16 protein-coding genes are annotated in these 12784 nt (G+C 48.2%); all 16 read left to right on the top strand.

All coding sequences use genetic code 11. The annotated features are described in order from the left end of the window. Positions 1-2 precede the first annotated feature (2 nt). The 16 genes from fliG to fliP all read left to right on the top strand — a co-directional run bounded on the left by fliG (position 3) and on the right by fliP (position 12762). Positions 3-1019 carry a flagellar motor switch protein FliG gene (gene fliG / locus HPL003_RS17665; protein ID WP_014281077.1) on the top strand — a complete coding sequence of 339 codons (1017 nt, stop codon included), beginning with the start codon at positions 3-5 and terminating at the stop codon, positions 1017-1019. After that, the gene (locus HPL003_RS17670) at positions 1012-1848 is read left to right on the top strand and encodes a FliH/SctL family protein (RefSeq protein WP_014281078.1); all 837 of its coding nucleotides are present in this window, start codon (positions 1012-1014) and stop codon (positions 1846-1848) included. Before fliG ends, HPL003_RS17670 begins: the two co-directional genes overlap by 8 nt. Beyond that, positions 1835-3154: a flagellar protein export ATPase FliI gene (gene fliI / locus HPL003_RS17675; RefSeq protein WP_014281079.1), complete on the top strand. Its 1320-nt coding sequence runs from the start codon at positions 1835-1837 to the stop codon at positions 3152-3154. Before HPL003_RS17670 ends, fliI begins: the two co-directional genes overlap by 14 nt. A 10-nt stretch (positions 3155-3164) precedes the next feature. Next, on the top strand, positions 3165-3608 hold the full coding sequence (gene fliJ, locus HPL003_RS17680; RefSeq protein WP_014281080.1) for a flagellar export protein FliJ: 444 nt from the start codon (positions 3165-3167) through the stop codon (positions 3606-3608). Between the two features lie 47 nt (positions 3609-3655). Then, the gene (locus tag HPL003_RS17685; protein WP_014281081.1) at positions 3656-4639 is read left to right on the top strand and encodes a magnesium transporter MgtE N-terminal domain-containing protein; all 984 of its coding nucleotides are present in this window, start codon (positions 3656-3658) and stop codon (positions 4637-4639) included. Positions 4640-4666: 27 nt separating this feature from the next. Continuing rightward, complete coding sequence (locus tag HPL003_RS17690; RefSeq protein WP_014281082.1) at positions 4667-6133, top strand: flagellar hook-length control protein FliK; 1467 nt, start codon at positions 4667-4669, stop codon at positions 6131-6133. An 18-nt stretch (positions 6134-6151) separates the two neighbouring features. Continuing rightward, on the top strand, positions 6152-6688 hold the full coding sequence (locus tag HPL003_RS17695) for a flagellar hook capping FlgD N-terminal domain-containing protein (RefSeq protein ID WP_014281083.1): 537 nt from the start codon (positions 6152-6154) through the stop codon (positions 6686-6688). Then, complete coding sequence (locus HPL003_RS17700) at positions 6681-7061, top strand: TIGR02530 family flagellar biosynthesis protein (protein WP_014281084.1); 381 nt, start codon at positions 6681-6683, stop codon at positions 7059-7061. The genes HPL003_RS17695 and HPL003_RS17700 overlap by 8 nt, the downstream gene beginning before the upstream one ends. A 105-nt stretch (positions 7062-7166) precedes the next feature. Beyond that, on the top strand, positions 7167-7976 hold the full coding sequence (gene flgG, locus HPL003_RS17705) for a flagellar basal body rod protein FlgG (protein ID WP_014281085.1): 810 nt from the start codon (positions 7167-7169) through the stop codon (positions 7974-7976). Positions 7977-8036: 60 nt separating this feature from the next. Further along, positions 8037-8261, top strand: a complete 225-nt coding sequence (locus HPL003_RS17710; protein ID WP_014281086.1) for a flagellar FlbD family protein — start codon at positions 8037-8039, stop codon at positions 8259-8261. Further along, positions 8258-8731: a flagellar basal body-associated FliL family protein gene (locus HPL003_RS17715; RefSeq protein ID WP_014281087.1), complete on the top strand. Its 474-nt coding sequence runs from the start codon at positions 8258-8260 to the stop codon at positions 8729-8731. Before HPL003_RS17710 ends, HPL003_RS17715 begins: the two co-directional genes overlap by 4 nt. Positions 8732-8773: 42 nt before the next feature. After that, complete coding sequence (fliM, locus tag HPL003_RS17720) at positions 8774-9772, top strand: flagellar motor switch protein FliM (RefSeq protein WP_014281088.1); 999 nt, start codon at positions 8774-8776, stop codon at positions 9770-9772. Further along, positions 9762-11069 (top strand): flagellar motor switch phosphatase FliY, encoded by a 1308-nt coding sequence (gene fliY / locus HPL003_RS17725; protein WP_014281089.1) that lies wholly within the window; start codon positions 9762-9764, stop codon positions 11067-11069. The genes fliM and fliY overlap by 11 nt, the downstream gene beginning before the upstream one ends. A 29-nt stretch (positions 11070-11098) precedes the next feature. Continuing rightward, the gene (locus HPL003_RS17730) at positions 11099-11464 is read left to right on the top strand and encodes a response regulator (RefSeq protein ID WP_014281090.1); all 366 of its coding nucleotides are present in this window, start codon (positions 11099-11101) and stop codon (positions 11462-11464) included. Between the two features lie 12 nt (positions 11465-11476). Then, positions 11477-12010 (top strand): flagellar biosynthetic protein FliO, encoded by a 534-nt coding sequence (locus HPL003_RS17735; RefSeq protein WP_014281091.1) that lies wholly within the window; start codon positions 11477-11479, stop codon positions 12008-12010. Beyond that, positions 12007-12762: a flagellar type III secretion system pore protein FliP gene (gene fliP, locus HPL003_RS17740; RefSeq protein ID WP_014281092.1), complete on the top strand. Its 756-nt coding sequence runs from the start codon at positions 12007-12009 to the stop codon at positions 12760-12762. Before HPL003_RS17735 ends, fliP begins: the two co-directional genes overlap by 4 nt. Positions 12763-12784 lie beyond the last annotated feature (22 nt).

Consider the following 12784-nt stretch of genomic DNA (forward strand, 5'->3'; position numbering starts at 1 on the left):
CATTGGCAAAAGCAAGCAGTCAAGGTTTAACGGGAAGACAAAAAGCGGCAATTCTGCTAATCACGATGGGGCCGGAAGTATCTGCTCAAATATTCAAGCATTTGCGTGATGAAGAGATTGAGCAACTTACATTGGAAATCGCCAATGTGCGGAAGGTCGATGCAGCGGAAAAAGATTCGATTATGGCTGAGTTTCATCAAATTTGCTTGGCTCAGGAGTACATTTCCCAAGGCGGCATCAATTATGCCAAAGAGATATTGGAAAAGGCACTCGGATCGCAAAAAGCAGTTGAGGTCATTAACCGTCTGACGGCGACGTTGCAGGTGAGACCGTTCGATTTTGCCCGCAAGGCTGATCCAAACCAGATTTTGAACTTTATACAGAACGAAAATCCACAGACGATTGCTCTCGTGCTCTCGTACTTGCAATTTGAGCAGGCGGCGGCGATTCTGTCGTCCCTGCCTCAGGAAAAGCAGGCTGAGGTGGCCCGGCGTGTCGCTGTAATGGACAGCACTTCGCCGGAAGTCATTTCACAAGTGGAACGTGTGCTGGAGCAAAAGCTGTCAGCAACCGCCACGCAGGATTACACGAATGCGGGTGGTATCGAGTCCATTGTTCAGATTCTGAATGGCGTAGACCGAGGAACCGAACGTACGATCCTCGACTCGCTTGAAATTCAGGACCCTGAACTGGCCGAGGAAATCAAGAAAAGAATGTTCGTATTCGAGGATATCGTCAATGTGGACAACCGTTCCATTCAACGTATTATCCGCGATATCGACAATGCCGATTTGCAGTTGGCGCTTAAAGTGTCCAGCGAAGAAGTACGCGATGTGATTTTCCGAAATATGTCGAAACGGATGGCAGAAACCTTCAAAGAGGAAATGGAGTATATGGGACCGGTACGGCTGCGTGATGTGGAAGAAGCGCAGACTCGCATCGTATCGACGATCCGCAGATTGGAAGAGGCCGGTGAGATTATAATCGCACGCGGCGGAGGAGATGACATCATTGTCTAACTTGATCAAATCTTTCCAATATGTGCCTGTTGAAGCTTTGAAGACCATTGATGTGGCACATACGTATGCGCCGGAAACGTCGGACGAGGAAGTCACAACTGAACATATAGAGCCGGAACCGCAGAGAGATTACGAGACTGAACGGCTCCGGGATGAAATGCTGAATGATGCCAAGGATTTTGCTGAACGGCAGGTTCGTGAGGCGGCTGAAGAAGCGGAACGGATGCTTCAGGAGGCGCAGCAGCAGATTGAAACCTGGTGGCAGGAACGCCGTGAGCAGGACGAGCAGTTAACAGAGTCCTTAAAGGCTGACGGGTTTCAGCAAGGCTATGAGGAAGGCCAAAAGTTGGCTGAGGCCGAGCTTCAGGCGAAATCGGAACAGATGATGGTAGAAGCGCAGGATATTTTGCGTCAGGCCTATGAGACCAAGGAGCAATTGATTCAGGAGGCTGAGCCTTTTCTGGTTGAGCTGAGTAGTGCCATTGCTGAGAAAGTTATTGAAAAACAACTTAGTATTGAGCCTGAATACACAATTGAGCTCATTCGTAAAAACTTGGCTCGTAAGCGGGAAAAAGGAACAATTACCCTGTGTGTGTCGCCTCAGCATTTCGCATTTGTGCAAGGTGCACGCGAAGAATTGTCATTAACTGTCGATTCGCAGGCAGAACTGCAAATTATTCCTGATGGTACTGTGAAGGATCGCGGCTGCGTCATTCGTTCTTCCTTTGGAAGTGTGGATGCGCGGATAGATACACAACTGGCTGAGATCAAAAAGGAACTGCTGCGTCTGGCACATGAGAACGAGGAGCGAAGACATGAAGGGGCTTAATACGCAGCGCTACATGGATCATTTGCGACAACTGGACCCGGTTCGGGTAAACGGCAAAGTGACACAGGTTATCGGTTTGATGGTGGAATCGGAAGGTCCGGACGCCAGTATCGGGGATGTTTGTTACATTTATCCGGGTAAAACGGCTAAGCCGCTGCAAGCGGAAGTTGTAGGCTTTAGAGACAACAAGGTACTTTTGATGCCGCTTGGAGAACTGCAATCCATTGGTCCCGGTTGTGATGTCGTAGGAACAGGGAAGCCATTGAACGTGCAGGTGGGGTCGGAGCTGTTGGGCAAAGTGCTGGACGGTTTGGGCCAACCTTTGGACGGCTCGTTGATTCCATCACGGATGGCGAGATACTCGACCTTCAACATTCCATCGAATCCGCTAAGTCGCCCGCGTGTGCAGGAGCCAATCAGTATCGGTGTACGAGCCATTGACGGATTGCTTACCATCGGTAAAGGACAGCGGGTCGGTATTTTCGCAGGCTCCGGTGTAGGTAAGAGTACCCTGATGGGAATGATTGCCCGTAATACGGAAGCAGATGTGAACGTAATTGCTCTGATCGGGGAACGTGGACGCGAGGTGCTGGACTTTATTGAACGGGATTTGGGACCGGAAGGGCTTGAACGTTCAGTAGTCATTGTGGCAACTTCCGACCAACCCGCGTTGATCCGAATTAAGGGTGCGCTCATTGCAACGACGATCGCTGAATACTTCCGGGATCGCGGATTGAACGTCATGTTGATGATGGACTCGGTTACCCGGTATGCGATGGCGCAACGTGAAGTAGGATTGGCAGTCGGAGAGCCACCAGCGATGAGGGGTTATACCCCTTCCGTATTCGCCAGTTTGCCCAAGTTGCTGGAGCGTGCGGGAACCGGACCTACAGGTTCGATAACCGCTTTTTATACGGTGCTGGTCGATGGTGATGACATGAATGAACCCATCGCGGATGCGGTGCGCGGGATCTTGGATGGGCACATTGTGCTCAACCGGGGGATAGCGAATAAAGGACATTTTCCCGCGATTGATGTGTTAGCCAGCATTAGCCGGGTCATGAAGGATATTGCACCACGTGACCAGATTGACGCTGCCGAGAATATTAAGCGCCTGATGGCGGTTTATAAAGATTCGGAGGACCTGATTAACATTGGGGCTTATCAGCAGGGGTCGAATGCAGAAATTGACGAATCTATGGATCGCATACGGGATATATGGGATTTTACAAGGCAAAGAACGGATGAAAAGGTTGAGCTGGACGAGGTTCGTGAGCGTTTGATTTCTGAATTTACGAGGAGATGAAGGTTGAACGATGAGATTTCAGTATTCCTTTCAGAAAGTTGTAGACTTGAAAACCAACGAGAAGTCACAGGCCGAATGGCTGCTTTCCAGTGCTGTCGGACAATTGCAGGCTGAGGAGCAGACATTGATACAGCTATTAGGCGAAAGGAATCGGGTCATATCAGCCATTCAAAAGGCTGCCGAGGATTGCGCGCCGCTCTCTGCCATTCAGGAATTGCAGGCTTACGTCAATCATCTGGATCAATGTATCACACGCAAGCATAGGGACGTTCAATATGCGCAGCAAAATGTGCAAAGCAAACAAACCGTTTTGACCGATAAAATGCTGGATGAACAAGTTTGGCTGAAAGCGAGAGAGAAGGCCAACGTGAAATTCCAACAGGAAATGCTCCTGCGCGAGCAGAACGAGCTGGATGAAATGGCTTCCGTGAGATTTGCCATGAAAGCCCGGTAAGCGGAAAGTCACAGGATGCGCATATCAGCTGCCTGAGGAGGAAGACGATGGCACGGAATTTAGCAGAAAATGAACTGGATATGGATTTGGAAAAAGAGTCAGGCGGGGGATTTGAACGGTTTATGTTTTTCCTGATTCCGATTGTTTTTACAATCGTTCTGGTCGGGGTCCTGCTTACGCTGTTCAATATGGATTTCAGAAGTGAAATGATTTCATTGGGAAACAAGATTCCGATTGTGAAGAATTGGATTCCTGAACCGAAAGACAAGGTTGCCAAGGGCAAAGAGGCTGATCAGAAAGCCCAGTCCCAAAGCTCTGAAGCTACTATCCAGCAGCTTAAGACAGATTTGGCCAAGCAGACGGAGGAACTCCAAAAGGCTGCGGCCGCCAAAACAACTCAGGATAAAAAGGTTACAGAGCTACAAAATCAGGTCAATACGCTGCAAACGCAACAGGAACAACAGCCGCAAGCCAGTCAGCAGGGACAGACAGGTACGCAAGCGGCAGACGGTACAGCGAATGAAGACCCATATGTAAAACAGGCCAGAGACCTTGCTTCCATGTATGAAGGAATGACGGCAAGTAAGGCAGCACCGATTATGGAAAACTTGACAACCGAAGAAACGGTGCAACTGCTAAGCTACATGGACCCTGCGAACAGTGCGAAGATTTTACAAAAGATGGATGCTAAAAAGGCGGCCGATATCACAATGGCTCTGAAGAACGTAACGCCATCTACAGATTTGTCGGTGGCTGCGTTGCAGTCCCGCTTGAAAAAGGATCAAAGCACTACAGCGGGAACAACGAGTAAAAGTCTGCAAAACACTCAAATTAGCAGTACATTCGCTTCCATGGACAAGAAAAGTGGTGCCGAGCTTATTTTACAAACTTACAAAATCAGTCCAGACAAGGCATTGAACATATTGAATACAGTAGATGATTCGACACGTGCTTCTTTACTGCAAAATATGTCTGCGAAGGATGCTGCACAGACGGCGAAAATTTTGAACAAGCTAATGGGCAGCAAGTGATTTGAATGAAGGGAGGTGAAAAAATAAATGACACTTATTTCTCAAAGTGTATCTCTCAGCAGTTCCAGTCAGACAGCTGGTAGCACAGCTAGTACGGCGACAACTTCAACAGCAGGGACGGCAGTAGCCGGAGCCACAGGCGGTGCTTTTAATCAGACGCTTACGCAAATGATGACTGGCGGGCAAACGGGTTCTACAAGCACAGATGCTGGGAAATCTCCATTAGTTATGGTGCTGCCGTTGATTACTGCCGGAGAATCGACAGAAGTTTCAGCAGAACCGCTTGTTGAGACACTGGCTCCATTATTGCAAAATCTTGAAAAGCTCGATGATCAGGTAGCAGCTGATCCAGCCTTGTTCGCAGCTCTGCAGTCGTGGGTTCAGCAAGTACAGCAGCTTTTAGGCGGTGGAGGGGAACAGCAAACAGACGGGGCGGAAACGAATGAGGCGACAGGCATAACGGCTTTGGCAGCTCATCCGGCTACCATTCGGTTTGCATTACAGGATGCTTTGTCACAGCTTGCAAATATAGCGAATCAGGCTACGGGCGATCAAAAGTCTCAGATTACACAGTTGTTACAATCGCTTCAAAATACGACGACTGGTACGGGAGTTATTTCCGATGAGCAGTGGACCGGCGTACTGAAAGCTGTGGAGCTTGCTGATGGCGCAGATTCACAAGCAGTTCAGCCTTCCACGAATCGGACGAATGGCACTCAAACATTAACGGCTGTTTCTACAGACAAACAGGTTGTTGCTACTGAGCAGCAAACGAGTCAAGGGGGGACAAGCCAGCAAGGTACAGAAGGACAACGCTCATCAGCTAATATTCATATTCAAGCCGCTGTTAAAGCGACTCCAACGGATGAAACTGGTGCAGTAGCAGACGTAACCGAGCAGGCTGATCCGGCAGCGGCCGACAGTCAAACTTCTGTAATTACGACCGCAGGCCAGCTTTCGGTGCAGACGCAAGGCACAACTCCTTCCGCTCCGGCGCAGCCTGTTGTACATGTACGACAATTTGCTAAGGAAATGACTGAATTTGTAGTGCAAAAGCTTGATATCGTGAAACATTCTGGATTAACGGAAGCGACGATCATGCTCCGCCCAGATCATTTGGGACAGCTTGAAGTTAAACTGACGATGCAGAATGGGCACTTGGTCGCCCAGTTCATGACTGAGCACAGTGGAGCTAAGGATTTGCTCGAACAGCAAATGTCACAGTTGCGTGCAAGTCTTCAAAGCCAAGGTATTCAGGTAGATAAAGTCGAAGTGACGCAAAATGAATCACTCTCTTCCCACATGTATCAGGATGGCCGTGGATCAAGTGCAAATCAGCAGCAACAATCCGAGCAACGTTCCAAGTCACGGAGTAGAGAAGAAGCCGAGGATGCTCTGAAGGTAGCTGAAATGGCGGAGGAACTCCGCAACTGGACAGTAGAACAACGCACAGATGATGTAAATCGGACAGGCTCCTTTACAGCACAAGCGTAGCATGGAGGTGAGAACACAATGACGACTGTGGACAGTAATGTATCCACCAGCAACGTCTGGCCGAATTACAACGTGAATAACGTCAAAATGGCAAGCACCAAGGATACCAAAACGATGGGTAAGGATCAATTTTTAAAAATTTTGATTACCCAGCTACAAAATCAGGATCCAATGCAGCCTTTGGAAGATAAGGAATTTATCGCGCAAATGGCGCAATTTTCTTCCGTGGAGCAGTTGATGAACATTTCTACTCAATTGAATACGTTGGGACAGTCTTTAGGAATATCCTCCGGTTTGATTGGGAAAGAAGTCAGTTGGATCGAGGCAGGTAAAAAGGATTCAATTACAGGTGAAACGGGCGCAGGTGCGGTGAAAAGTGGAATCGTGGATTCCATCGTTATTCGTGACGGTGTGCAGTACGCCAAAATAGGATCGTCAGAGGTAGCACTGAAAGATGTGACATCGGTAAGTCAGGCTCAAACAGCGGCTTCCTCAGCAGGGACATCGGATACTACAACTTCTTCCTCTACTGGAAGTGGTGAGACACATGAATGACCGGATAACGGTCGGACGTCTTTTTCCCGCCAAAGTCCCTCCGGCAGCGATCTTGCAGAACCGGATAAATCCGGTACCGAAGGATGGTAGGCCATTCGGACAGGTGTTGCAGGATCAAGTACTCAAGCTGAGCAACCATGCAGCAAAGCGTTTGGAGCAGCGGGGGATAGAGCTGAGAAGTGACCAGATGGCGAAGATTAACTCCGCTGTGGATAAGGCAGCTGCCAAAGGCGCCAAGGAATCATTGATTTTAATGCAGGATATGGCGTTGATCGTAAGTGTGCCCAACCGGACAGTAGTTACCGCGATGGATAAGCAATCCATGCAGGATAACGTATTTACGCAAATCGATAGCGCTGTTATTATTTCATAGAAAATTTAGCAAGAAGTGGCTGGCCCGAGCAGGAAAGCCATGAAGAAGCCGCGGATCGACTGATGCGGTTAATCGAGCAAGCATTCAGAGGAGGATTTATACTCAATGTTGAGATCAATGTATTCGGGTGTATCGGGTATGAAGGGCTTTCAAACAAAGCTGGACGTTATCGGTAACAACATTGCAAACGTAAATACAACAGGCTTCAAGTCCAGCCGCGTCATGTTCAAGGATATTTTGAGCCAAACGAGTTCGGGCGCAAGTGCGCCGGATGCAACGACTACTGCGGGGCAAAACGCCAAGCAGGTCGGTTTAGGGGTATCGGTCAGCTCAATTGATACACTTCATCTTCCAGGTAGTGCCATGACTACGAACAATCCGACAGATTTGCGGATTAACGGTGACGGGTTTTTCCTGATCAAAATGAATGATGCACAGGATGTTCCTTATCTAACTCGCGCGGGTGATTTTCACGTGGATGCGAACCGAAATTTGGTTACCTCAGATGGATTTTTCGTAGGAGACGCGGGTGGGGATCCGATCACACTTGCTGACAATGTTACATCGTTCTCTATCTCGCAGGACGGTACGATTGTACAACAATTGGATGATGGCACAGTAGACAATGGCACGCAAATTGGTATAGCCAGAGTCACAAACCCAGAAGGGTTGGAGAAAATTGGCGGCAGCTTGTACCGTACCACGGTTAACTCCAATATCGATGCACTTGAGCCTGGAGTAGCCAATTCGGAGGGCCGGGGTGCTATCATTGCAGGCCAGCTAGAAATGTCCAACGTCGATTTGACAGGTGAATTTACCGAAATGATCGTGGCGCAGCGCGGCTTCCAGGCGAACTCACGTATCATTACGACCTCGGATGAAGTGCTTCAGGAAGTTGTAAACTTGAAACGATAATCGCATCTAAACGCGGGGGAGTAAAGGCTCCCCCGCTCCTATCAGGAGGTTGGTGTTACGATGATCCCGTTAACGCGGCTGAACGGCTCGCCTATGTGGCTTAATGCTCTGCTCATTGAGACTGTGGAGGAAACGCCGGATACATACGTCACTTTAGTGACGGGGAAACGGTTGATTGTATTGGAAAAAGCGGCAGATGTCGTCTCCTTGATCAAGGGTTACAGCCGTGAAATCGGCATACATGCCGCCACGATAAAAGTGCAACAAATGGAGGAAGACGAATGAAAAAGATGCTGCCATGGCTCATTACAATTTTACTCGCGATTACTTTGATTGCAGGTGCGGCCTTTGTACTTATACCAGCGCTTAGTGGGAAGAAGTCGGAAGCCACTCCAAATGCGCAAGCCGCTCAAGCAGAACAGCTTCCCCGACTGTCAGCAGATGAATTAGTGGAAGTGAGTTCTGAAATTACTGGTATCAAAACAAATTTGGCAGACGCCGATTATATTGTCCAAATGAACCTTTCCTTTCAATTAAACGATGCTAAAGCAAAGGAATCTTTTGAAAAAATCAAGGACATCAGTATCAAGCCAATCGTTATTCAATTACTTGCAGACACCAAGCCTGATGAGCTCAGAACAGCTAAAGGCCGGGACCAGTTCAGTGACAAGCTGACGGATCTCATCAACAAGTCGCTCCCTGAAGGTCACCTGGGGAACGCCAAAATTACAGACTTTTTGCTGGCAGCCATTTGATTCCAGGTGAACTTGTCAGAACATGTAAGGGGGTGAATAACATTGGTGGATGTAATGTCGCAAGGGGAAATTGATGCCCTTTTAGCAGCTCTATCGTCCGGTGAAATGGATGCGGAAGAACTTAAAAAGGAAGATACACAAAAGAAAGTTCGCGCTTATGACTTCAAAAGAGCGCTTCGGTTTTCCAAGGATCATATTCGGAGTTTGACGCGGATACACGAAAATTTTGCGCGGTATCTGACCACTTATTTTTCAGCACAGCTCCGGACGTTTGTCCAAATTAATGTCGTTCAGGTGGAGCAGCTTCCTTATGATGAATTCATTCGCTCCATTCCCAAAATGACCATTTTGAACATTTTTGAAGCCGAGCCGCTGGAAGGACGCATGGTGCTTGAGGTTCACCCGAACGTAGCGTTTGCAATGCTGGACAGGCTTCTCGGAGGAACCGGAGCAGCGCCGTCCAAGGTTAACGCGTTGACAGAAATTGAGACGACAATCATGGAGCGAATTTTTAGTCGTACCTTTGACAGCCTGCAAGAGGCTTGGAAAACGGTATTGGATATTGAGCCGCGTTTGGAGGCAATGGAAACCAATCCGCAGTTTATGCAGATTGTTTCACCAAATGAAACGATTGCCCTAATCTCACTTAGTACCAAAATTGGTGATACCACAGGGATGATTAACCTTTGTATCCCGCACGTGGTATTGGAGCCGATTATGGCTAGACTGTCCACGCACCAGTGGTTTACATCCGAAAAGAAATCAAGGGTGCCTGAAGAGATTGACGCCTTGAGATTACGGGTCACGAAAGCGCAACTTCCCATTATTGCCGAGCTAGGTGAATCCCGAATAAATGTGGCCGAGTTTTTGGGCCTTTCGGTGGGGGATGTCATTTCATTGAACAAACCCGTCAAGGAAGGGCTCTCCATCCGGGTGGGCGAAAAACTGAAATTCTTGGGAAGTCCCGGTATGGTAAAAGATCGTGTTGCCGTACAGATTGATGAAATTGTCAGCGAAGGAGTTGAAGAAATTGACGAGTAAAGACTATTTGTCCCAGGAGGAAATTGATGCCCTGCTGAAACAGTCTGAAGCGGGCACGGATTCTACTCCCGCCAACAAGACCGTTGACGATTTTCTGACTCCTCTGGAGCAGGATGCTCTCGGAGAGATCGGTAATATTACGTTCGGCAGCGCAGCGACAGCTCTTTCCACACTGCTGGGTCAAAAGGTTGATATTACAACCCCTAAAGTTTCAATTATTACCCGTTCTGAATTTGAAACAGCTTTTCCTAAGCCGCACGTAGCGGTACATGTGAATTATGTAGATGGATTTGAGGGTATTAACTCGCTCGTGATCAAAAAGCGTGATGCGCAGGTCATAGCGGATTTGATGCTTGGCGGTGAAGGAAATCCGGTAGATGAAGAATTGAATGAAATTCATATCAGTGCTGTGCAGGAAGCGATGAACCAGATGATGGGCTCGTCGGCAACCTCAATGTCTACTATGTTTAAGCGTTTTGTTAATATTTCTCCACCTGGAATCGATATTTTGGATCCAATGCATGGTGATGGAGTATCCAGCCTGCCAGATGAACAGACGTTGATTACAGTATCCTTCCGTTTGTTGATCGGTGACCTGATTGACTCTACATTGATGCAACTGTTGCCTGTGCATTTCGCTAAAAAGATGGTGAGCATTCTGATGAATGGCGGAGAGGAAGATGAGCAACCGCAAGCGTCCGCACAGCAAGTAGCTGCAACGGCGGCTCCAGAAGTACCGAAACAAACCGAGGTCCCGCAACAGCAACCCGCACCAACGTATCAACAGCCGCCTGTAGCCGCACAGGTGCCTGTACAGACGCCGCAGGATGCAGGTTATGGACAGCAACCGCCTATGTACCCTCAAGACCTGGGATACGGTCAGCAGGGAGCGCCAGGTTATGGAATGCCTGGAGGTGTACCACCGCAGGCCCCTTATGGAGCACCTCATCATTATGGTTCGATACCGGGACGAAATGTAAATGTGCAGCCTGTGCAATTTTCAAACTTGCAGTCCGGTGCATTTGCCCAAGTGGATGAAAACAATTTAAATTTATTGATGGACATTCCCCTTAGAGTCACCGTAGAATTAGGAAGGACCCAAAAGCAAATTAAAGATATTCTAGAGCTCTCACAAGGTTCAATTATTGAACTGGACAAGCTTGCTGGGGAGCCAGTGGACATTCTGGTTAACAACAAATTGATTGCCAAAGGCGAGGTTGTCGTAATCGATGAGAACTTCGGCGTGCGTGTGACAGATATTGTAAGCCAATGGGACCGGATTCAAAAATTACAATAATAGCATAATTTAGGGAGGATTTATTTCAGATGGCAAACCGTATTTTGATCGTGGACGATGCTGCATTTATGAGAATGATGATTCGGGACATCCTGTCCAAAAATGGATATGAAGTAGTAGGAGAGGCCCAGGATGGATCACAGGCTATTGAAAAATTCAAGGAGCTTCGTCCGGACCTGATTACGATGGATATTACGATGCCCGAAATGGACGGCATTGCCGCTCTGAAGGAAATCAAAAAAATTGACGCGAACGCAAAGGTCATTATGTGTTCTGCGATGGGTCAGCAAGCGATGGTTATCGATGCTATCCAAGCAGGCGCAAAAGATTTTATTGTTAAGCCTTTCCAATCGGATCGGGTTATCGAAGCCATCAACAAAACACTGGGTGTGTAAGGCGCATCCTGTATGGATACACAACAGGGTGCCTCTGACGCTTTGAGTACATCCAGCAATATAGGCAACATTGCCTGGGTCCTTTTCGTGTTGATCTTTATCATCGTACTGATCGTGTACTTGATACGGTTTTTGAGTAAAAGAAATCAGAGCTGGTTCAGCAACCGCTCCGTTCGCATACTGGGAGGCGTGGGGCTGGGCCCTAACAAATCCCTTCAGCTTGTTGAAGTTGGCAGCAGTGTGTACCTCATTGGTGTGGGAGAAGATATCCGGCTTGTTGACAAAGTATCCGATCCTGAAGAAGTGGAGCAAATTTTGGCCGCACTGGAGCAGGAAGCTTCTCTGCAGCGCGGCCCGATTGCCCCGCTATTCGCTAAAATTGCGGATAAGCTTCGCCGGAACACCGCGGCACAGCAGCAGCCTGAAGAGGAAACGTCTTTTCACGAGATGTTCGAATCCAAGCTTCGGCAGATGCCGAATCGTAAGGATAAACTCGAAAAGCTGCGCAATGAGGAGAATACTACAGATCGGTCGGGAGATTCATGAGAAAAAAGATTATACTTGCATGTTTGCTGCTTGTCTTGTTCAGCTTCATTTCGGTGACGGCGGCCTCTGCGGAACCGATTCCGAACATTGATATTCAAGTCGGCAACTCGGATAAAGGACAGCCCGGTGCCACCTCGCTGTCTATTATTTTACTTATTACTGTCATCAGTGTAGCGCCCGCGTTGCTTGTGCTTATGACGAGCTTTACGCGAATTGTGATCGTGCTGGGCTTTGTTCGCACCTCGCTGGGGACTCAGCAGATGCCGCCTAACCAGGTGCTTGTCGGGCTGGCTCTGTTTCTTACCTTATTCATTATGGCTCCGACGTTCTCGGCTATGAACGAAACTGCCCTTCAGCCGTATCTCAAGGGGGATTTGACACAGTCTCAGGCGCTGGACAAGGCTGCGGTACCAATCAAGACCTTTATGTTCTCTCATACACGGGAGAAGGACCTACTGCTCTTTATGAAATACACCAAGATGGAAAAACCGAAAGACTATCAGGATATTCCATTAACGGTGATGGTTCCGGCTTATGCCATTAGTGAGTTAAAGACAGCATTTCAGATGGGCTTCATGATCTTTATACCGTTTTTGGTTATTGACATTGTGGTGGCGAGTACGCTCATGGCTATGGGGATGATGATGCTGCCGCCGGTGATGATTTCGCTTCCTTTTAAAATACTGCTGTTTGTGCTCGTAGATGGTTGGTATCTGGTCGTCAAATCATTGCTTCTGAGCTTTAACACATGAATATTTCCCGCAGGGACAGCAA

The sequence above is a fragment of the Paenibacillus terrae HPL-003 genome, from assembly GCF_000235585.1.
Classification (GTDB): Bacteria; Bacillota; Bacilli; order Paenibacillales; family Paenibacillaceae; genus Paenibacillus; species Paenibacillus terrae_B.